The 20,707-nt window shown below is 71.5% G+C and carries 12 protein-coding genes; 3 read left to right on the forward strand and 9 right to left on the reverse strand.

From position 1 onward, the window contains the following. Window positions 1-288 precede the first annotated feature (288 nt). Window positions 289-1,017 (reverse strand): hypothetical protein, encoded by a 729-nt coding sequence (locus ACWFR4_RS28085; RefSeq protein WP_453460542.1) that lies wholly within the window; start codon window positions 1,015-1,017, stop codon window positions 289-291. Window positions 1,018-1,313: 296 nt separating this feature from the next. On the opposite strand from ACWFR4_RS28085, the gene ACWFR4_RS28090 reads away from it, so the two are divergent. Further along, on the forward strand, window positions 1,314-2,342 hold the full coding sequence (locus ACWFR4_RS28090; protein ID WP_453460544.1) for an LAETG motif-containing sortase-dependent surface protein: 1,029 nt from the start codon (window positions 1,314-1,316) through the stop codon (window positions 2,340-2,342). Window positions 2,343-2,424: 82 nt separating this feature from the next. Here the strand turns inward: ACWFR4_RS28090 and ACWFR4_RS28095 are convergent, their stop codons facing one another. The 7 genes from ACWFR4_RS28095 to ACWFR4_RS28125 form a co-directional block, all read right to left on the reverse strand. Next, window positions 2,425-4,242, reverse strand: a complete 1,818-nt coding sequence (locus tag ACWFR4_RS28095) for a GMC oxidoreductase (RefSeq protein WP_453460547.1) — start codon at window positions 4,240-4,242, stop codon at window positions 2,425-2,427. Window positions 4,243-4,272: 30 nt separating this feature from the next. After that, complete coding sequence (locus ACWFR4_RS28100) at window positions 4,273-5,901, reverse strand: succinic semialdehyde dehydrogenase (RefSeq protein ID WP_453460550.1); 1,629 nt, start codon at window positions 5,899-5,901, stop codon at window positions 4,273-4,275. 161 nt (window positions 5,902-6,062) lie between these two features. Continuing rightward, window positions 6,063-7,769 carry a serine/threonine-protein kinase gene (locus ACWFR4_RS28105; RefSeq protein WP_453655117.1) on the reverse strand — a complete coding sequence of 569 codons (1,707 nt, stop codon included), beginning with the start codon at window positions 7,767-7,769 and terminating at the stop codon, window positions 6,063-6,065. A 70-nt stretch (window positions 7,770-7,839) separates the two neighbouring features. Next, a complete protein-coding gene (locus tag ACWFR4_RS28110; RefSeq protein WP_453460555.1) occupies window positions 7,840-9,432 on the reverse strand; it encodes a protein kinase domain-containing protein in 1,593 nt (530 codons plus the stop codon). Window positions 9,433-9,532: 100 nt separating this feature from the next. Further along, window positions 9,533-11,107, reverse strand: a complete 1,575-nt coding sequence (locus ACWFR4_RS28115; RefSeq protein ID WP_453655174.1) for a protein kinase domain-containing protein — start codon at window positions 11,105-11,107, stop codon at window positions 9,533-9,535. Window positions 11,108-11,345: 238 nt separating this feature from the next. After that, on the reverse strand, window positions 11,346-13,853 hold the full coding sequence (locus tag ACWFR4_RS28120) for a protein kinase (RefSeq protein ID WP_453655119.1): 2,508 nt from the start codon (window positions 13,851-13,853) through the stop codon (window positions 11,346-11,348). Between the two features lie 129 nt (window positions 13,854-13,982). Then, on the reverse strand, window positions 13,983-16,067 hold the full coding sequence (locus tag ACWFR4_RS28125; protein ID WP_453655121.1) for a serine/threonine-protein kinase: 2,085 nt from the start codon (window positions 16,065-16,067) through the stop codon (window positions 13,983-13,985). Window positions 16,068-16,181: 114 nt separating this feature from the next. Here ACWFR4_RS28125 and ACWFR4_RS28130 point away from each other — a divergent pair, with 114 nt between their 5' ends. Then, window positions 16,182-17,231: a serine hydrolase domain-containing protein gene (locus tag ACWFR4_RS28130; protein WP_453655123.1), complete on the forward strand. Its 1,050-nt coding sequence runs from the start codon at window positions 16,182-16,184 to the stop codon at window positions 17,229-17,231. A gap of 138 nt (window positions 17,232-17,369) precedes the next feature. On the opposite strand, the gene ACWFR4_RS28135 is transcribed toward ACWFR4_RS28130, so the two are convergent. After that, window positions 17,370-19,076 (reverse strand): glycerol-3-phosphate dehydrogenase/oxidase, encoded by a 1,707-nt coding sequence (locus ACWFR4_RS28135; RefSeq protein ID WP_453460567.1) that lies wholly within the window; start codon window positions 19,074-19,076, stop codon window positions 17,370-17,372. Between the two features lie 284 nt (window positions 19,077-19,360). Here ACWFR4_RS28135 and ACWFR4_RS28140 point away from each other — a divergent pair, with 284 nt between their 5' ends. Beyond that, window positions 19,361-20,614: a nucleotide sugar dehydrogenase gene (locus ACWFR4_RS28140; RefSeq protein ID WP_453655125.1), complete on the forward strand. Its 1,254-nt coding sequence runs from the start codon at window positions 19,361-19,363 to the stop codon at window positions 20,612-20,614. Window positions 20,615-20,707 lie beyond the last annotated feature (93 nt).

Raw genomic sequence — 20,707 nt, forward strand, 5'->3', positions numbered from 1 at the left:
ACGGTTGCGCGCACGACAGACCCGCGAGCACGATGCGTAGGAACCCCCACACCCCACAAAGCCCCATGTCCCGGGCTGCACAAGTGAATTGCCGCAGGTCCGCCCCATCCGCGCGCCACCGCGCGCCGGGGTGGCGACCCCCGGCAGACCCGCACCAGCGGCGCAACCCCCCGGCGCCGCTCCCCCGGCACCGACGCCGCCCTGACGTCGGTGCTGAAGGCCAAGGGCCCCGTGGACGCGTCCGCGGGGCCCTTCGCTGTGCTCGCAAGCCGATCCGGACCGTGCGGATCAGACGGTCTTCTCCAGCTTCGCGAGCTGCGCGTCGACGATCACCTGCGGCACGTCGGTCTTGCTCGAGTCCAGCATGTTCATGGTGTAGAAGGCCACGACCGTCGAGCCGCTGCGCACCACGGTGAAGGTCATCGGGACCTTGTCGCCGTCGATGACGCCCTTCACGTCGTACGAGACCGCCTCGTCACCCGCGTCGGGCGCGGGCCGCTCCTTGACGCCGCTGTACTTGTAGTCGACGTGCTCGTACGCGGTGCAGTTCTTCGAGGCCGTGCGCAGGCCCTTCATGACCTCCGCGGCGTCGGCGCCGTCGTGCGCGAGCAGCGCGAGCGAGGTCACCTTGGGGTCGAGCTCGTCCGTCGCCATGAGCGTGCGCACGACCCGGTCCTTCGCCGTCGGCCGGGTCGAGAACATGAACATGTCGGCGAGCGGCTGGCACGCGGCCGGCTTCGCGGCGACGCTCTCTGTCGGCGGCAGGTCGCTCTTGCCCACCTTCTCGACCTTGTAGCCCTTGACGTCGCTCGTGGTGACGACGGCCTCCTCCAGCTCGGCCGCGGTGAGCGCCTTCGCACCCTCCTCGGCGGGCTTCGCCGGGGCCGAGGTCTTCTCCGAAGCGGCCGGCTTCTTGGCGTCGTCGGTGGTCTCGGAGGACCCCCCGCACGCCGTCGTCACACCCAGCGCCGCGACCACGGCGGCGGCCGCCACGGCACGCCTCACACCTGAGTTCACATTCCCACCTTCGGTATCCACGGCACGGCGCCACGCGTCGGGCCGCGCCGAGCCGTATCCAAGCCCGTCACCGCCCTGCTTTGCCAGCGCTTTGCGTAACGATCGAAAGTCACCACAAAGGTTGTACGCGCCCGTCAGTGACCCACCTCACATAAGAGTGGCGTTAGTTCAAGGGCAACCTTTTCGGCCAGTGGCCGGTCACATCTGCGGAACCAACGGCCACACCCGCGACCCCACAACGCGGAGGCCTCTCAGCTCGTACTGCGCCGCAGTACACCGGACTTTCCGAGGTCTTCATGAAGCTTCGCCGTGCCCTGGCCGCAGCGGCCGCGACGGCTGCCATAGCCCCGATCGCGCTCCTGTCGGCCCCGGCCGCGTTCGCGGACGGGGAGTCGCCCGCGACCCCCGCCGCGGTTTCCGACGAGACGAGCACCCCGGCCCCCGAGACCACCACGCCGGCCCCCGAGACCACGACTCCCTCGGAGACCGCGAGCACCACCCCGGCGGAGGGCACCAGCACCACGCCCGCCGCGGGCGACACCACTCCCGCCGCCGGCGAGTCCCAGGGCGTCAAGCCGACCGGCTCGACCACGCCGTCGCCGTCCGCGTCCGAGACGCCGAGCGACGACCCGTCCGAGCCGACCGGCATCTGCGAGGAGGACAACGAGGGCTACCAGTCCAAGCTGGCCGTCTCCATGAGCGGCCTGCCCGGCAAGATCGCGGTCGGCAGCGGCTGGCACTCCTTCACCCTCAACGTGAAGAACCCGACGAAGACCGACCTCGACGAGGCCATCTTCTACGCGGGTGTCGGCCCGAACGACGAGAACGCCGAGAACGCGTACAAGGCGAGCCAGGTCCACCTCCAGGCGAAGGTCGACGGCACCTGGGTCGACATCGACGACGGCGACGGCTACTCGTTCGGCTTCCTCGACCTGTCGGGCATCAAGGCCGGCAAGTCCGTCAACTACCAGCTTCGCCTGAACGTGAAGGCCAACGCCCCCATCGGCGCCGGCCTGACCATCGGCGGCGGCTTCTACAGCGACGACGAGCTGGAGTGCATCAGCGACAGCTCCGCCAGCTACCTCATCCAGATCGTGAAGCCGGGCACGGACACCGACGGGACCAAGCCGCAGGAAGGCGGCAAGGTTCCGATGCCGACCGAGAAGCCGAACGACAACAACACCCAGGAGGTGACCGGCAGCCTCGCTGAGACCGGTTCGTCCTCCATGGTCCCGACCATCGGCCTGATCGGCGGCGTCGCCGTCGTCGCCGGTGCCGGTGCCGTGTTCGCCGTGCGTCGCCGCAAGGCCGGCGCCACCGCGTAACACCCCGTGGACACACGAAAGGACCTGCGCTCGGAGGGGGGTGCAGGTCCTTTCGTGTGTCCGCCCCGGGAGGCGTGCCGGGCTACTTCTTCGGCGGGACCGCCGGCATCCCCAGGAACGGCAGCTTCAGCGCGCCGAACGCGTCCTCCGGGACCGCCGGGTTCTTCGGCACGACCGCGGACAGCCGCGCGTACGCCACGCCCTGCGCCGGACGCGGGTCCTCCTCGCCCTTGTTGGGCCAGTACGACATCGCGCGCTCGGCCTGCGCCGTGATGGTCAGGGACGGGTTCACGCCCAGGTTCGCCGTCACCGCGGCGCCGTCGACGACCGAGATGCCCGGGTGGCCGTATACGCGGTGGTACGGGTCGATGACGCCCGTCTCCGGGGAGTCGCCGATCGGGCAGCCGCCCAGGAAGTGCGCGGTCAGCGGGGTGCCCATCAGCTCGCCGATGTTCGAGCCGGCGAAGCCGTTGATCTCGGCGGCGATCGTGGACGCGGCGTCCACGGCGGCCTTGATCTGCTTGGGGTTGGGCGCGCCATGGCCCTGCTCGGCCGTGAGCAGGCCCTTGCCGACGCCGTCCGGCTTCAGATACGTCGTCAGCGAGTTGTCGAGGGACTGCATGACCAGACCGATGATGGTCCGCTCGGACCAGCGGTGGTTGGAGAGCGAACGCGCCAGCAGCGTCGGGTGCTTGGCCACGTTGGCGAGCCACCCGACCACACGGGACGAGCCCTGCGCGTACGGGACCTGGAGGATCGTCATGCCGCCCATCGCGTTCGAGCCCTTGCCGTAGCGGACCGGCTCGATGTGCGTGTTCTCGTCCGGGTGGATCGAGGACGTGATCGCGACGCCCTGAGTGAAGTCGACCTTGGGCTTGCCGTGACGCTTCTTGTATCGGCGGTTGTTGGTCTGGGCGCCGACGAGCGCCTCGGAGTTCGTGCGCGTCAGCTCGCCCAACCTGGCGGACAGATACGGGAGTTGGCCGCCCGCCTTCATGCGGTGCAACAGGGTCTGCGTGCCGTACGTGCCGGCCGCGACGATGACGCGCCGGGCCTTGAACGTACGGCCCGCGCCCTTCTTCCTGTCGTCCGTCGGGAGCGTCGCGACCGCGTAGCCGCCCTGCGAGTCGTCGGTGACGGAGACGACCGTCGTCATCGGGTGCACGATCGCGCCGGCCTTCTCGGCGAGGTACAGGTAGTTCTCGTTGAGGGTGTTCTTCGCGCCGTGGCGACAGCCCGTCATGCACTCGCCGCACTCGGTGCACGCCTTGCGGGCCGGGCCCGCGCCCCCGAAGTACGGGTCGTCGACCTGCGTGCCGGGCGCGGCCTTCGCCGAGCCGTCGGCATCCTTGCCGTCGCCGAAGAACACACCCACCGGCGCCATGTGGAACGTGTCGCCGATGCCCATGTCCTGGGCCGCCGCCTTGAGGTGGACGTCGGCCGGCGTCATGGTCGGGTTGAGCCGCACGCCCAGCATGCGCTGCGCCTGGTCGTAGTACGGCTTCAGCTCTGACTGCCAGTCGGTGATGTCCTTCCACTGCGGGTCCTCGAAGAAGGGCTTCGGGGGCACGTAGAGGGTGTTGGCGTAGTTCAGCGAGCCGCCGCCGACGCCCGCCCCGGCGAGGACCATCACGTTGCCGAGGAGGTGGATGCGCTGGATGCCGTACATGCCGAACTTGGGCGCCCACAGGTAGTTCTTGAGGTCCCAGGAGTTCTTGGGCAGCGTGCCGGGCTCGAAGCGGCGACCCGCTTCGAGCACGCCGACGCGGTAGCCCTTCTCGGTCAGGCGCAGGGCGGACACGGAGCCGCCGAAGCCGGAGCCGACGACGAGGACGTCGTAGTCGTACGCGGCGTCGTCGGCGCTCCCGGCTTCACTCCGGGCAGAGTTCTCCTGTGACACTGGCTCTCCTCGTTGAGAACGGGTGGTGCTCTAACGAAGACGGAAGGTCTTCATCGCCTTCAGGCTGCGGCTCATGAATGCGGCGTACTTCTCGTCGGTCATCCCGAACGACGGCGCCATCGGCATGATCCGCTGGTGTGCGACGGTCTGCGCCTCGGTGTACTTGAGGATGCCCTCGGAGCCGTGGCGGCGGCCGAGACCCGAGTCCTTCATGCCGCCCATCGGCGACTGAACGCTGCCGTACGCGGGCGCGTAGCCCTCGTTGATGTTCACCGTGCCGGTGCGCAGCCGGGAGGCGACGTCGTGGCCGCGCTTCGCGTCCTTTGTCCAGACCGAGGAATTCAGGCCGTACGGCGTCCCGTTGGCGAGGCCGATGACCTCGTCCTCGTCCGTGAAGCGATAGATGGAGACGACCGGGCCGAAGGTCTCCTCGTTGCAGACGGCCATCGGCGCCTCGACGCCGTCGAGGATGGTCGGCTCGAAGAAGTACGGGCCGATGTCGGGGCGCGCGACGCCACCGGCAACGAGCTTCGCGCCCTTGGCGACTGCCTCGTCGACGTGCCGCGTCACCGTCTCCAACTGCCGCTCGCCGACCAGGGATCCCATGTCCGCGCCGTATGCGAGGGACTTGCCCAGGCGCATCGCCCTGGTGCGTGTGGCGAACCGCTCGACGAACGCGTCCGCGATCGACTCGTGGACGTAGAGCCGCTCGATGGAGATGCAGAGCTGGCCCGCGGAGGAGAAGCAGGCGCGGACCGCGCCGGCCGCCGCCTTGTCGATGTCGGCGTCCTCGAGGACCAGCATCGCGTTCTTGCCGCCGAGTTCGAGCGAGACACCGACGAGGCGCGCGGCGGCGCCCTGGGCGACCTCGCGGCCCGTGCGGGTGGAGCCGGTGAACGAGACGTAGTCCGCGTGCTTGACCAACTCGGGCCCCACGACCGGGCCTTCACCGATGACGACCTGGAAGACCTCGGCGGGCAGCCCCGCCTCGATGAGCAGGTCGCGCGCCCACAGTGCCGTCAGGCAGGTCTCCGTGTCGGGCTTCATGACGACGGCGTTGCCGGACACGAACGCGGGAAGAGCGTCGCCGACCGACAGCTCGAACGGGTAGTTCCAGGGCGCGATCTGGCCCACGACACCGCGCGGCTGGCGCAGCTCGGTGACCTTGGTGAGGGTCGGAACGGCGCCCGTGTGCCGCTTCGGCTTCAGATAGGCGGGGGCCTTGCGGCCGTAGTGGCGGGCCGCGACGGCGACGGCCTGGACCTCTTCGTGCGCGTGCAGGCGCGCCTTGCCGGTCTCCAGCTGGATCAGGTCGAGGACCTCGGCCTGGCGGGCGAGCACCAGGTCGTGGAAGCGGAGCAGCACGGCGGCGCGCTGCCGCGCGGGCACCTTCGCCCAGACCGCCTGCGCGGCGCGGGCCCGCTCGAAGGCCTTCGTGACGTCCTCGGGCGTGGACTCGGGCAGGTCCGCCAGCTTCTCGCCGGTGAACGGCGTGTGGTTGGCGGTGCGGCCCGAGCCGGCCACACCCTTGGTGAGCTGGGCGACCAGCTCGGGCGTCACCACGTCGGCCGCGGTGCGCGCGCCCTGCGGGGCGGGGGCGACCGGGTTCGTGCCGGTCTTGTCCGTACGGTCCTTGGAGATGGCCTGCGAGTCCGTCATGGCGCGAGCGTAAGGGCCCGTCAACGTTTTGGGTACCCACGGGTAACGAGGTTTCACCAAGCACTCACACGCCGCCAGCGATCGCTGGCAACAAAGCCCCTGATCAGCGCGTTGTCAGGGCCTTCACCCATAGTTCGTCGATGTTCGCCGATGCCCGCCGATCAGACTTTGTCGATGGCGAGGTTGGCGATCGCCGCCTTCGCCACCTCGCGCCCGCGCTCGGTGAAGTCGCCCTTGCCCGGGTAGTCGATCCACAGCTGGTACATGTCGCCCGACCGGGTCTTGTAGTAGAAGACCTTCGCCTCGCGCGGCTTGGGCGCGTCGGAATCGCTGTCATCCAGGTAGGTGATGGTGTTCTCGGCGGACTCACGGTCGTTGTACGTGGTCTTGGCGGTCCGGCTGTGCGGAACGGGCTTGTCCGCCATCTTCGGGTTGTCACCCTTGTTGATCTCGTCGGACTCCTTGTAGGCCTGCGCGGACGCGGAGCTCGCGATCCCGTTCGCGCTGTCCTCGGACTTCTTCCTGAGCGAGAGAGTGATGGAGACCGCGTAGCTCGGATCCCGGTAGGAGACCCAGTGATCGGTCTTGATGATGCTGTTGTCCGCCACGAATCTGACGTACTCCGGCGGCGCCGCGAACGTCGCCGCGACCGTCTTCTCCTGATGGTCCTGCCACCCGTCCGGCAGCGGCCCCGCGAACGGGTTCGCGATCACCAGGTACGCCACCACCGCCGCCGCGACGACCGCCGCGCCGACGCCGAGCAGCGCCTTGCGGCTGAGGCTGACGCCCTTGCCGCCGGGGCCCGCGACCTGGACGACCTGGGTGGGCGGCTGCTCCGGCGGATTGGCCGCGCGCTCCAGGAGGTCCCGCACGCGCGCCGCGTTCGGGCGCCGGGCCGGGTCCTTGGCGAGCAGGCCGTTGATGGCCTCGGCGAGCGGGCCCTGGGCCGCGGCGGGCGCCGCCGGGGTCGCGTTGATCACGGACTGGAGCGTCGCCGGCGTGTTGCTGCGGCGGAACGGCGAGACGCCCTCCGTCGCCGCGTACAGCACGACGCCGAGGGACCACAGATCGGAGGCGGGGCCCGGGCGCTGCCCTAGGACGCGCTCCGGGGCGATGAACTCGGGCGAACCGACGAAGCCGCCGGTGTCCGTCAGATTGGTCTCGCCCTCGATCTGGGCGATGCCGAAGTCGGTGAGGACCACACGGTCGTGGCGGCCCAGCATCACGTTGTCGGGCTTCACATCGCGGTGCAGGACGCCCGCGGCGTGCGCGGCCTCAAGGGCGCCGAGCACTTCGAGGCCGATCCGGGCAGCCTCGCGGGCGCCGAGCGTGCCCTCCTGGAGCGCGGCGCCGAGCGTGCGCCCCTGCACGAACTCCATGACGATCCACGGCTGTCCGTCCTCGACGGCGACATCGTGGACGTTGACCACGGCCGGATGGTCGAGCCGGGCCGCCGCACGCGCCTCTCGCCGCATCCGCTCGAAGACGGTGGTCCGCTCACGCTCCGGCAGATGGTCGGGGACGCGCGGCTCCTTGACCGCCACCTCACGGTCCACCGTCTCGTCCTTGGCCCGCCACACGGTGCCCATGCCGCCGTGCCCGAGCTTGCTCAGGAGCCGGTAGCGCCCGCCGATGAGGCGCCCCGCGCCCGGCTCGGGCTCCGCACTCTGCCGCGGCGGCACGACCTGGGTGGGCGGCGGCCGGTGCGGGGACTGCGGCTGGGGATACGCGGTGGGGGGCTGCTGCGGCGCCGGGGGCTCCTGCGCGTACGGGTTCCCCTGCCGGGGCGTGTGCGGCTGCTGCGGCGGCTGGAGTCCGAAGCTCGTCGGATCGTTCGGGCCGTAGGCGGGTCCCCCGTTGTCACTCATGCCCCCATGCCTACCGTGCGGGACGCCTCCGGATCCACTCCGGTCACGCAGTTGTGACCGCCCCGATGCCTCAGCCGCCCCCGGAGGGCACGAAGGTGGCGACCGCCGTGTCGAAGTACCGCTTGGCCTCCGTGATCCGCCCGACCGGCGCCGACACCCACACGTCGTACATCCGGCCACCCTGCTCCCAGCACAGGTCGTACGTGTGCCTCGCGCCCTCCGCCGTGCTGAAGCCGTTCCACGTGAACCGCCAGAGCGCGGCGGGCCGGCCCCCGTGGGTGGTGTCGGTGACGGAACCGTCCCGGTAGCCCGGGTTGTTGGCGGGCCCCTTCGCGTCGGAGCGCCGCTGCACCGCGCCGGGCCCGCCCGGGTCGGGGGCGGCCGCCTTGATGCCGATCCTGAACGTGTCGCCCGGCGACATGTAGAAGATCCGGGGTCCGTCGGGCTTGCGGCTGAAGTCGTCCGGCACGGCCAGGGAGAACCCCTCCGGGTCGACGGCCGTGCGGTAACCGGCGGGGGACGCGGGACGCGTCCCGGTCTGCTGCTCCGTGACCGTGACCGTCGGGCGGGGCTCCGGGGCCGAATCCGAGGGGGACGCCGCGTCGCCCGTGGGGCCTGGCGCGGACGCCGTGGGGCGGTGGGTGCCGCCGCCGTCGCCGCCGTTCACGAGGAGCGCGGCCGCGGAGACGCCGGCCCCGGCCATCGCGGCGACGAGCGCGGCGGCCGCGAGAACGGCGCGGGGGGAACGCTTCTGCGGGGGAGTCGGAGCGTGCGCCGTGGGGGTGTTCCGGGCAGTGGGCGTGTAGCCGGCCACGGGGCGCGGCGTCGTGCCCGTGGCGACGTACGCGCGAAGGAGCCGGTCGGCCTCGTCCAGGCCGAGCCTGAGCGCCGGATCGCGCTCAAGCAGTCCCCGTACGACGGGCAGCAGCGGCTCGGCCTCGGCGGGCGGATTGATCTCGCCGACGACCACGGCGTGCATGATCCCGCCCAACGAGTCGCGCCGGAACGGTGATTCGCCTGTCAGGGCGGCGCACAGCATCGCGCCGAGCGACCACAGGTCCGACTCGGGCCCGGTCCGCTCCCCCGCCATCCGCTCGGGCGCCGTGTACTCGGGCGAGCCGACGAAGGAACCCGTCTCGGTGAGCGTCGTCGCGCCGCTGACCTGCGCGATCCCGAAGTCCGTGAGCACGACGCGCTCGCTGCCCGCCTCGACGAGCACGTTCGCCGGCTTCAGATCGCGGTGCAGGACCCCCGCCGCGTGCGCGACCCGCAGCGCGCCGAGCAGCGCGATCCCGATCCGGGCCGCCTCCCGCGCGTCGACGGGGCCGGTCCGCGAGAGCCGCTCGGCGAGCGAGCCTCCTTCGATCAACTCCATGACGATGTAAGGGCGTTCGCCGTGCTCCACGACGTCGTGGACGACGATGACGTTCGGGTGTCGGAGCTGGGCGACCGCGCGGGCCTCGCGCAGGGTGCGGTCCTTCTGGCGGCGGGCCTCGTCGGCGGAGAGCGTCTCGTCGAGCACGAGCTCCTTGACGGCGACGCGCCGCCCGAGGAGCTGGTCGGAGGCGCGCCACACGACGCCCATTCCGCCCCGGCCGATGCGCGCCTCGAGCCGGTAACGCCCGGCGATCACACGGACGTTGTCCTCCCCCTCGGTCCCCATGCGTTCCATCATGCCGCACGGAACGGGCCTCGGAGGGGCTCGCTCCGGGCCGTCAAGGGATCAACGAAACCGCAGGCCGCCGCCCGCACACCAGGGATGCCTACGGCGTCCAGCTCCGCAGGATCGCGTCGAACTGCTGCCGCGCCTCGTCCCAGTCGGCCGACGGCACGGACAGATAGATGGCGTACTCGGTGCCGTCGTTCTCAACGTACGTCTGCTCGATGGCGTGCCGTGGGCCCGACGTCGTGTCCTTGTTGCCCGCGGTCCAGGTGAACTCCCACAGGGATCCCGACCGGTCGCGGTAGGTGTTGGGCTGCAGGTTGACCTGCTGGTAGTCGGGCAGCCCGGGCGGCTTCGTGACCTGCCGTTCCAGGTCCAGCTGGTGGTGGTACGAGTCGGGCCAGTCGGGAGACTTGTCGACCGCGATCCGCACGAAGTGGGCCCCGCCGTCCGGCGTGTAGTCGATCTGAGAGCCGTCCGCCTGCCGCTTCCAGCCCTTCGGCAGCTTGAGGCTGAACCCCTCGACGTCGTGGATCTCGACCCAGTTGTCCGGGATGCTCCCGGCCTTGTGCTGACCGCTGCCGGAACCCGACGAGGCACTCGCGGCCTTGTCCTTGCCGGAGTTCGTGTTCGTCGAGGTCCGGTGACTCAGGTAGTGGTTCGCGGCGAACACTCCGCCGCCGCCGACGAGCGCCGCCGCCAGCGCCACGGCGACGACCCGTGGCCACTTGCGGCGACCGGCCGCGGGGACCGCCGGCATGGCGGCGTGATGCACGCCTATCGCAGTCGAATTCTCCGGGGGCGTCGGCGGCGCCGCGACATGCACCTGCGTGGGCACGTAGGCCTGCGCCGCGCTGGACCGACGCCCCTCCGCCGCCTCGGCGAGCATCACCTCGGCCTCGTCGGCGGACGGACGCGCGGCCGGGTCCTTGCGCAGCAGCGCCTGAATGACGGGCGCGAGGGCGTCCGCGTGCATGAGTTCGCCCGGCTCGTCCTCGACGACGGCCTGCATCGTGCTGATCGGCGACGTGCGCCGGAACGGGGACTTCCCCTCCACGGCCGTGAACAGTGTGGCGCCCAGCGCCCACAGGTCGGACGCGGGTCCTGGCGCCGCGCCGCTGACCCGCTCGGGCGCCAGATAGTCGACCGAGCCGACTATCTCGCCGGTCCGCGTGATCGTCGAGTCACCCTCGACCTGCGCGATGCCGAAGTCCGTGAGCAGCACGCGTCCGTCGCGGGCGAGCAGGACATTGCCCGGCTTGACGTCGCGGTGCAGCACGCCGGCCGCGTGCGCGGCGCGCAGCGCCCGCAGCGTCCACAGGCCGATGCGGGCGGCCTCGCCCGGCAGGATGCGGCCCGACTCCTTCACGGCGTCCGCGAGCGAGGGACCGTCGACGAGTTCCATCACGATCCACGGCCGGTCGTCGTGCTCCAGCACGTCGTGGACGGTGACGACCGCCGGGTGGTTGATCCGCGCGGCGGCCCGCGCCTCCGTCTGTGTCCGCGCGAGCAGTACGGCGCGATCGGCCTCCTGCACGTACTGGGCCGCCGTCAGTTCCTTTACGGCCACGGCACGGTGCAGCACTTCGTCGTGCGCGCGCCACACCCGGCCCATGCCGCCGCGCCCGATCGAGTCACCGAGTCGATAGCGGCCCGCGAGGAGCAGGCCCTGCATCTGATTCACGTTCCCCCGCAGGCGCATTGGTCGTGCCACGGCCGCTCATGGCCTTGACAGAGCCACATTAGGGAGCGGCCCAGGCACAGGGAACCGGCGGGGGTGCACGGAGACCGCACTGTGACGCTTGTCGCCTGCCGGGACGAAGGCCGAACTGGGGCTGAACGGGGGCAGACTGGGGGTCGGCGGGGACATTTCAGACGGGGGGTCAGCGGGGGCATTCAGCGCGGCAGCGCCGTCAGCCCGTGCTCTGATACGTCGCCGAGGCCTGCTCGTACAGGCGCGTCACCTCGTCGCGCTCGGCCTCGGGGCCCCGCAGCTGCACCACGTGGTAGCGGCCGCCCACGATCATCGCGAGGTTGCGTACGTATGTCTCGCGGCCCGCCGAGTTCTGCCAGGTGAACTGACCCTCGGCCATGGCCCGCCCGCCCACGTCGATCCGGCGCATCCCGCTGGATGTCGCCCACGTCGAGTCGCGGAACGGCTGCAACTCGCGTTCCTTCTCCCGCTGGTACGTCATCGGGTCACTGCCGTACGCGGACGTGCTGTCGCGGCCCGGGACGACGACGAGCTCGAAGTCGCCGTGCGTGTAGAGGACCTGCCCCTGTCCGTTCCTGCCCTGCCGGTTCCAGCCCTTGGCGACGGCGACGCGGAACCCTTCGGGGTCCTTGCGCAGGGTGAAGCCCTGCGCGACCTCTGGTTCGGACGAGTCGGTCTGCGGATCTGTGGCGGACGGGGTCGACGAGCTCTTGCCGCCGTCCTTCCCCTGACCCTCCGCTGATTCGCCCGCCGAAGGCGCCGGCGTGGACCTGCCGCCCTCGGGCGCGGGCCGGCCTCCGCCGGTGGCGCCCGCGTGATCCTTCGCGCCGTCGCCCGGCGTGCCGCCGCTCGGCTCGGCCTTCGGCATGAAGACCACCGCGTACGCGACCGCGGCGGCCAGGCCGAGCAGCACGAGAACGAGCAGGGTGCGGCCGAGCGAACGGGGCTTCCTGGGCTGCCGATCCGACTGGGTGCGACGCTCCGGCGATCCCCGCTCCGGCCGCGTGCGGCGCTCCGCCTGCATGCGGCGCTCGGCCTGCTGCGGATGCGCCTTGGCCCGCTTGTGCCGCGCGTGCCCGGCCCCGGTCCCGGCCTGGGCGGCGAAACGTCGGCGGCGCCTGCGCACGAGCTCGCCCCGGCGCCGTACGACCGGCAGTCGTGTGGCGTCGAAGGGGGGCGCGGCCACGAGGTTCGTGCCCGCCTCCGGCTCCGGCGCGGACCGCACCAGCGACCTGAGCCACCCCCGAAGCTCCTCGAAGTCGAGCCGCTCCGTGGGGTCCTGACGCAGCAACGACTCGACGACGGGCCGCAGGGGCCCGCACTCCTCGGCGAACGCGGGCGGCTCGGCGCACACCATCTGCACCAGCTCACCGGTGTTCTCCTCCGGGTACGGGGCATGCCCCTGGACCGCGCGGAACAGGAGGGCGCCGAGGGCCCACAGGTCGGTGGCCGGGCCGATCGGGGCGGCCAGCTGCCAGTTCTCGTGGACGGGCCCCGCCTGCTCGGGCGCCCAGCGCTCGGTGACGGGCCCGACGACGGTCATCCTCGCCTGCCGCGCGCGGTCGGCGGCGAGAGCGGTGGTGGGCCCGCGACCGGCCGCCGGGGCCGCCTGCTGCTGCGCGGGGATGAGCTGGTCCCAACGCGTGGCTCCGGGCGCTCCGGGCGCAGGGTCGGAACTCTCAGGGGTGGGAGCGCTCGGCTCGGGCTGCTCCATGCCGGGCCGCGGGGTGGCCCCGTGCCAGGGGCGCTCGGCGGAGCCGCGTACGCCGTAGGGGTCGTCGATCCGGCCGGGCTCCGCGCCGCCGCCATGCGCACCGGCGCCGGACTCGCCTCCGTGCTCCGCACCCGGTCCGCGCCGCGGCGGCCCCGGCGTCCCGTCCGTGTCCACACCCCCGCGCGCGGCCGCCCGCGCACCCGCCCGGTACGCGGCTATCGCTCCCGCGCGCGCGGCCCGCGGGTCACTCCCGGCCTCAAGAGCGGCGGGCCGGGACTGCGCGGGAGCGAAAGCAGCGGGATGCGTGTGCGGGGGCACGGGCGCCGAAGGCCGCGGCTCCTGGGGTGCCGGAGGCGCCGCGGCAGCGGGAGGCGCCGGGGTCGGGTCGTAGCCGCACAGCGCCTCCTCCGCCGCACCGGCGGCGAGTCCGGTCAGCACGATCCGGCCGTCGTCGCAGACGAGGACCGTGCGGGCGGTGATGTTCCGGTGGACCCAGCCGTGGGCGTGCAGCGCGCGCAGTGCGGTGAGGACGTCGGACGCGACCTCGGCCGCCCGGTACGGGGACAGCGGTTCCTCGGCGAGCAGCGCGGCGAGCGGCCGTGCGGAGACGACCTCGCTGACGATCCACAGCGAACCGCCCTCGGCGAACACGTCGAAGACCTGGTCGAGCCTTGGGTGGTCGGGTATCTGGGCGGCGGCCTGCGCGGCCTCGATGGCGCGGCGCACCGCGGGATCCGCCGACCTCCGCGTGGTCCGCGCCGCGTCACCCCGCTCGCGCCGGCCACGCGACTCACGCGGTACGAACCCGTCCGGGAGTCCTTCGGCGTCGAGCACCTCGGCCTCGACGACTTCGGGTAACGGCACCTGCCTGACCAGGACTTCCTGGCCGCTGTAGGTGTCGAACGCCCGCGTCTGGGCGAACTCGTACGCGTCGGCCGGCGACAGCGGCAGGCGGTAGCGGTCGGCGAGCACTCGCCCGGCATACTCCTCCACGACGCGTCCCCCTGTCCGCCCGGTGGTCAATTCCGTTCGCTTTGCGCCCTGTTGTGCACAGTGATGCGTCCCGATACGGCTGCGCACGGTCCGCAAGCACTCACGATACGTGCCGGACTGCCTTCAGGCTCAGGACTTCGGCTTGAACGTCTTGGTGAACGTCTGCCAGGCGGCCTTGCGCTGCGCACCGTCCCAGTCGGCGGCCTTGGCCGTGTACATCAGGCCGTACCCGAGACCGCTGTTGACCACGAACCCGCGGTCTGTCGAGCGGTACTTGGTGCCCCCGTCGACGTACGTGAACTCCCAGTCGGCCGTGTTCCAGCCGCGGTATTCGACCGCCGCTATGCGTATCCGGTCGTACTGGGAGCGGACCATGTACCGCTCCTGGTTGCGCCAGTCCTGGACCGGGTTCGACTTGGGCGTCGCCGTCCAGCCGACGAGCAGCTTCTGCCCGTCGGGACCCGTGAAGCGAGCCCCCGCCGCGCTCGTCGAGATGTACTTCCAGCCCTTCGGGAGGCCGATGGAGAAGCCCTGGTCGTGCTTGTACGTCGAGGCTGCGCCACTGCCGCCCGGGACCCCGCTGCCGCCGCTGGTGCTGCCGGGCGACGCACCCTGGCCGGCGTCGCTGTCCTTGTCACCGCCCTTGTCGGTGTCCGAGCCGGAGCCCTGGCCCTTGTCGGAGCCCTTGTCGGAGCCCTTGCCGCCGCCCTGAGCCGCGCCGTTGCCGGACCCGCTGCCCTTGTCCTTGCTACCGCTGCCGCTGCCTCCTCCGCCGCCTCCGGTTGCTCCCGCGGAGGCGGACTTGTCGCCGCCCTTGGCGGAGCTGCCGTCGTCGCCACCGCTGAACGCGATGCCGATGACGGTGCCGATCACGGCGAGCGCGACGAGCACCGCGACGATCACGAGGGTGCGCCGCGGGACCACGTCCGTGAGCGAGGCCCTGGTCGCCGGCGTACGCGGCGGCCCGGCGGGCTGCGCCGGAACACCCGAACCGCCCTGCCCGACTGCGGGATGCGCGGAGGCATCCGTACTGCCGGACTCGGCCCCGCCACTCTTGCCGGCCACACCGGCCGCCGTCGCAGCGGTGGCCGCAGCAGCGGCTTTCCGCACCGACCGCAGCGCACCGCGCAGCTTCTCGGCGGCTTCTTCGCCCCTCTTGCCCGCGCCGGTGCCGTCACCGGCGTCAGCGGGACTCACGGAAGCAGCTGAGGACCCGGACACCGCAGCAGCCACCGCCGCCGAACTTCCCTTACCGAAGCGCACCTTGGATGTCTTGGGCACCTTGGGCGTCTGCTCGGGAATAGGCGGCAGGGGCACGACCTTGGTCGCGTCGACCGGCTCGGGTTCCTCGTCCTTGGGCTCGGGAGCGTGCAGGACGTCGTTGAGGAGGGCCCGCGTCCCGGCGTCGTCGAGCCGCTGCTCCGGGTCCTTGGCGAGCAGCCCGTAGATGACCTTCTCCAGCGGCCCCGCGTTCTTGGGCGGGTCGACCGGCTCGGTCATGACGGCCGTCAGGGTCGCGATGGCGGACCCCTTGTCGTACGGAGGAACTCCCTCCACCGACGCGTACAGCAGTCCGCCGAGCGACCACAGGTCGGCGGCAGGGCCGGGCTTGTGCCCGCGCGCCCGCTCCGGCGAGATGTACGAGGGCGCGCCGACGAGCATGCCGGTGGACGTGATCGAGGGGTCGCCCTCGACCTGGGCGATGCCGAAGTCCGTGAGGACGACGCGCCCGTCCTCGGCGATCAGCACGTTCGACGGCTTCACGTCGCGGTGCAGGATGCCCTCGCGGTGCGCCGCGCGCAGCACGTCGAGGATCGCGAGCCCGACCTCGGCGGCGCGTCGCGGCTCCAGCAGGCCGTCCTCGCGGATCTGCTCCGCGAGGGACTTGCCCTCGACGAGTTCCATCACGATCCACGGCCGGTCGTCCTCGTCGACCACGTCGTAGACAGTCACCGCGCTGTTGTTCCGGATCCGCGCGATCGCCTTCGCCTCACGCAACGTTCGCGTGATCAGGCGCCGCTTCTCCTCGTCGTCGATGCTCGACGGGAACCGCAGTTCCTTGACGGCGACCGTCCGGCCGAGTGTCTCGTCCTTCGCGCGCCACACGGTGCCCATGCCGCCGCGGCCGAGGACTTCTCCCAGCCGGTAGCGCCCGGCGAGGAGACGTGCACTCTTGTCCTGACGAGCTGTGCCCGCCTGCTCCGCCTCCGACATGCGTCCCCTCTGCAACCCGCCCTGACAGAGCCTTCATTGTCCCCTACCCGGGGACCACTCCACGCCCAGGGTCGGCCGTCCCGCATGATGGACCGCATACACGGAGGGACCGTCATGCCCGTACTTCGGACACTGCTGGCGATACCCCTGGCAGCGAGCCTCTTCTGTATGTTTCCGGGCAGTTCCACGACGCTCGCGGCCCCGGCCACGGACGCCACTCTTCCGCTGCTGGTCACAGAGGGCAAGGCCCCCGCCGCGGCGCTGCTCGCCCGCGAGGGCATGACGACGCGCTTCGTACGCACCGGCGCCACGATCCGCCGCACCGACCACTTCCGGGCCGGGAGCATCACGAAGTCGTTCATCGCGACGGTCGTGCTGCAACTCGCCGCCGAACACCGCCTGGGCCTCTCGGACACGGTGGACGACCACCTCCCCGGTCTGCTGCGTGACCACTCCGTCTCCCTCCACTCGCTTCTCACCCACACCAGTGGCCTGCCCGACTTCACGGCGCGCACGCACGGCACGATCCCGGTATCCCCCGAAACGGCCGTACAACTGGCCGAGGCCGGCCCGCCGAGCCCTCGCAACCACTGGTCGTACTCGAACACCAACTACGTCGTGCTGGGCATGGTGATCGGCCAGGTCACGGGCCACTCGTACGCGACCGAGGCCCGCCACCGCATCATCGAGCCGCTCCACCTCGCCGGCACGTCGTTCCCCGGTACCCGCACCACACTGCCCACGCCACACGGCCGCGCGTACGACGCGACAGGCGACGACGTAACCGCTCTGAACCCCCGCGTGGCCGGCGCCGCAGGCGAACTGGTCTCCACCCTCACCGACCTGAACCGCTTCTACACGGCCCTCCTGAAGGGCCGCCTCCTTCCCCCGAGCCAACTCCGCACGATGCTCAACACCCGCACCACACAAGGCCGCTACGGCATGGGCCTCTACCCCACGGAACTCCCCTGCGGAACGACGATATGGGGCCACAACGGCCGAATAGAGGGCAGCTATGTCCGCACAGCGGCAACAAGAACGGCGTCAAGAGTCATCACGTTCCGCACCAACACGGACACCGCGAAGAACACCCCCGAACTGGAACGCCGCCTCCTGACTGCAGAGTTCTGCCCACCCACACCCACCAGCGGGTCGGACGATTGACGCCGAGCGCACCACTCATCGCGCCCGGCGCCTGAGGACGAGCGCACCCTTTCAGCCCGTCCGGCGTCTGAGGACGAGCCCGCAGGGCGAAAGGGGGGCCTGGCGGCACAGCCCCCGGCGCAACCCCGGTGCACCCCATCACAGCGGCACAATATCCGGCGCCCCCAGTCGCGCCGCATCGGCCGAGAGGTCATCGGGCTGACGCTGAGACTCCCGCTCGGCCTGCACCCGCTTCTCGTAGTGCTCCACCTCCCGCTCGATCTGGCCCTTGTCCCAGCCGAGCACCGGAGCCATCAGCTCGGCCGCCTCACGCGCACACCGCGTCCCCCGGTCGAACGTCTCGATCGAGATCCGCGTGCGCCGCGTCAGCACATCGTCGAGATGCCGCGCCCCCTCGTGCGAGGCGGCGTACACGACCTCGGCCCGCAGATAGTCGTCGGCGCCGGTGAGGGGCGCGCCGAGCCCGGGGTCGGCGGCCACCAGGTCGAGCACCTCCTCCGCCAACGACCCGTACCGGTTGAGCAGATGCTCCACCCGCACCACATGGAGCCCGGTCCGCGCGGCGATCCTCGCCCGCGCGTTCCACAGCGCGTGGTAGCCCTCGGCCCCGATCAGCGGGATGTCCTCGGTGACGCAGTCGGCGACGCGCTGGTCGAGCCCGTGCACCGCCTCGTCGACGGCGTCCTTGGCCATGACCCGGTACGTCGTGTACTTGCCGCCCGCCACGACGACGAGCCCCGGCACGGGGTGCGCCACCGTGTGCTCGCGCGAGAGCTTGCTGGTGGCGTCGGACTCGCCGGCGAGCAGGGGCCGCAGGCCCGCGTAGACCCCCTGGACGTCGTCGCGCGTGAGGGGCACCGCGAGCACCGAGTTCACATGCTCGAGCAGATAGTCGATGTCGGCGCTGGAGGCCGCGGGGTGCGCCTTGTCGAGGTCCCATTCCGTGTCCGTGGTGCCCACGATCCAGTGGCGCCCCCACGGGATCACGAACAGGACGCTCTTCTCGGTGCGCAGGATGAGCCCGGTCGTCGAGTTGATCCGGTCCTTGGGCACGACGAGGTGGATGCCCTTGGACGCGCGCACGTGGAACTGGCCCCGCTCGCCCACCATCGCCTGGGTGTCGTCCGTCCACACGCCTGTCGCGTTCACGACCTGGCGGGCGCGGATCTCGTACTCCCCGCCGCCCTCCACGTCCTCGACGCGGGCGCCGACGACGCGCTCGCCCTCCCGCAGAAACCCTGTCACACGCGCCCTGTTGGCGACTTTCGCCCCGTACATCGCGGCCGTCCGCACCAGCGTCGCCACATACCGCGCGTCGTCCATCTGCGCGTCGTAGTACTGCAGGGCGCCGACGAGCGCGTCCTTCTTGAGCGCGGGCGCGACCCGAAGCGCGCGACTTCGGCTCAGATGACGGTGCATGGGCAGCCCGCGCCCATGCCCGCGCGCCATCGACATCGCGTCGTACAGGGCGACGCCCGAGCCCGCGTACAGCCGCTCCCAGCCCTTGTGCTGGAGGGGATACAGGAACGGGACGGGCTTCACGAGGTGCGGGGCGAGCCGCTCCAGGAGCAGCCCGCGCTCCTTCAGCGCCTCGCGCACGAGTGCGAAGTCGAGCATCTCGAGATACCGGAGCCCGCCGTGGATCAGCTTGCTCGACCGGCTCGATGTGCCGGAGGCCCAGTCCCGCGCCTCGACCAGGCCGGTGGACAGACCGCGGGTGGCGGCGTCGAGCGCGGTGCCCGCGCCGACCACCCCCGCGCCCACGACCAGGATGTCCAGCTCCCGCTCGGCCATTCCCGCGAGCGCCTCGGCACGCTCCGCCGGTCCCAGTGTCGCTGTCCTCACTGCTACCTCCCGCTGTCGGTCAGTCGGCGTCGGTCCAGTCGGTCCCACCGGTGTCACCTGTGTGATGCGCCCCGGCTCTCATCACCCATGCACCGATTCTGACCTCCGTGCCCGACTTCAGCCACCACTCACCCGCAGCCTGTGGACAACACTCCCGGATTCCCGGCCAGGCAATACCGCATAACGGTCATATTTACTCCTAGTCTGACATTGCGCTCGCCCATCTTGTCCACAGGGCTTGCGCTCTCCTCCCGCTCCGCTATTGGGAAGGACGGCCCACCGCCATGCCCGCAGATCTCGCCGTCATCGGACTCGGTCACCTCGGCCTGCCTCTCGCCCAGGCCGCCGTCGCCACCGGCATCGCGACCATCGGCTACGACCCCGTACGCGCCACCGACCTCGCGGCCGGCCGGCTCCCCGGCGACGGCGCCGAGGGAACCCTGACCGCTGCCGACATCCGCCGGATGCTCTCGGGGGGCTTCCGGCCGACCGGCGACCCCGTCGAACTCGGCCGCGTCCGCACCGCCGTCATCTGCGCCCCCGCGCCACTCGGCGCGGACCGCTCCCTCGACCTCATGCAGCTCACCGACGCCACGCGCGCCCTGGCCACCCGACTGCGCCCCCACACCACGGTGATCATCGAGACCCCGGTCGCCCCCGGCACCACCGAAGGCGTCCTACGCCCCCTCCTGGAGGACGGCTCGGGGCTGCGGGCCGGCCGCGACTTCCACCTCGCCTACTCCCCCGGCCGCCTCGACCCCGGCAGCCGCACGCACGCGTACGCCACGACCCCCAAGGTCATCGGCGGGCTCACCCCCGCCTGTACCGAGTCCGCCGCCGCCTTCTACGGCCGCCTGTCCGACAAGGTGGTTCGCGCGCGTGGACCACGCGAGGCCGAGACCGTCCAGCTCCTGGAGACCAACTACCGCCACGTCAACATCGCTCTGGTCAACGAGATGGCCGTCCTCTGCCACGACCTGGGCGTCGACCTGTGGGACGTCATCCGCTGCGCCGAGACCAAGCCGTTCGGCTTCCAGGCGTTCCGTCCCGGCCCCGGCGTCGGCGGCCACGGAGTCCCCCAGGACCTCTCACGCCCGCCCCTCCCGGTCCGCCCCCTGCGCATGGTGGAACTGGCCCAGCAGGTCAACCACCACATGCCCCAGTACGTGATCCAGCGCGCCGCCACCCTCCTCAACGAACACGGCAAGTCGGCCCGCGGCGCCCGCGTCCTGCTCCTCGGCATCACGTACAAGCCCGACGTCGCCGACCTGGAGGGCACCCCCGCCCAGGAGATCGCCACCCGGCTGATGCAGCTGGGCGCGGCGGTCAGCTACCACGACCCGCACATCCCGTCGTGGAACGTCCTCGGCCACCCGGTCCCCCGCGCGGACTCCCTCTACGAGGCCGCCGCGGACGCCGACCTGACGATCCTGCTCCAGCAGCACCGCACGTACGACCTCCAGGGCCTGTCCGTGAAGGCCCAGCTCCTCCTGGACACCAGGGGCGCCACCCCGACAGGCGCGGCCCACCGCCTGTAAAGCACCTCTCCGTAGACCTGTGATGGCCCTCTACGCGGAAGGGGCCCGCACCGAAACGGTGCGGGCCCCTTCCACGTAGAGCTGCGTAGTACT

The organism is Streptomyces sp. NPDC055140 (assembly GCF_053607285.1).

Coding starts and splice junctions, on each gene's coding strand:
- ACWFR4_RS28115 (WP_453655174.1), bottom strand. CDS start 11,107: ATGCAGGGCCTGCTCCTCGCGGGCCGCTATCGACTCGGTGACTCGATC.
- ACWFR4_RS28100 (WP_453460550.1), bottom strand. CDS start 5,901: ATGACGGACTCGCAGGCCATCTCCAAGGACCGTACGGACAAGACCGGC.
- ACWFR4_RS28110 (WP_453460555.1), bottom strand. CDS start 9,432: ATGGGGACCGAGGGGGAGGACAACGTCCGTGTGATCGCCGGGCGTTAC.
- ACWFR4_RS28105 (WP_453655117.1), bottom strand. CDS start 7,769: ATGAGTGACAACGGGGGACCCGCCTACGGCCCGAACGATCCGACGAGC.
- ACWFR4_RS28125 (WP_453655121.1), bottom strand. CDS start 16,067: ATGTCGGAGGCGGAGCAGGCGGGCACAGCTCGTCAGGACAAGAGTGCA.
- ACWFR4_RS28130 (WP_453655123.1), top strand. CDS start 16,182: ATGCCCGTACTTCGGACACTGCTGGCGATACCCCTGGCAGCGAGCCTC.
- ACWFR4_RS28140 (WP_453655125.1), top strand. CDS start 19,361: ATGCCCGCAGATCTCGCCGTCATCGGACTCGGTCACCTCGGCCTGCCT.
- ACWFR4_RS28090 (WP_453460544.1), top strand. CDS start 1,314: ATGAAGCTTCGCCGTGCCCTGGCCGCAGCGGCCGCGACGGCTGCCATA.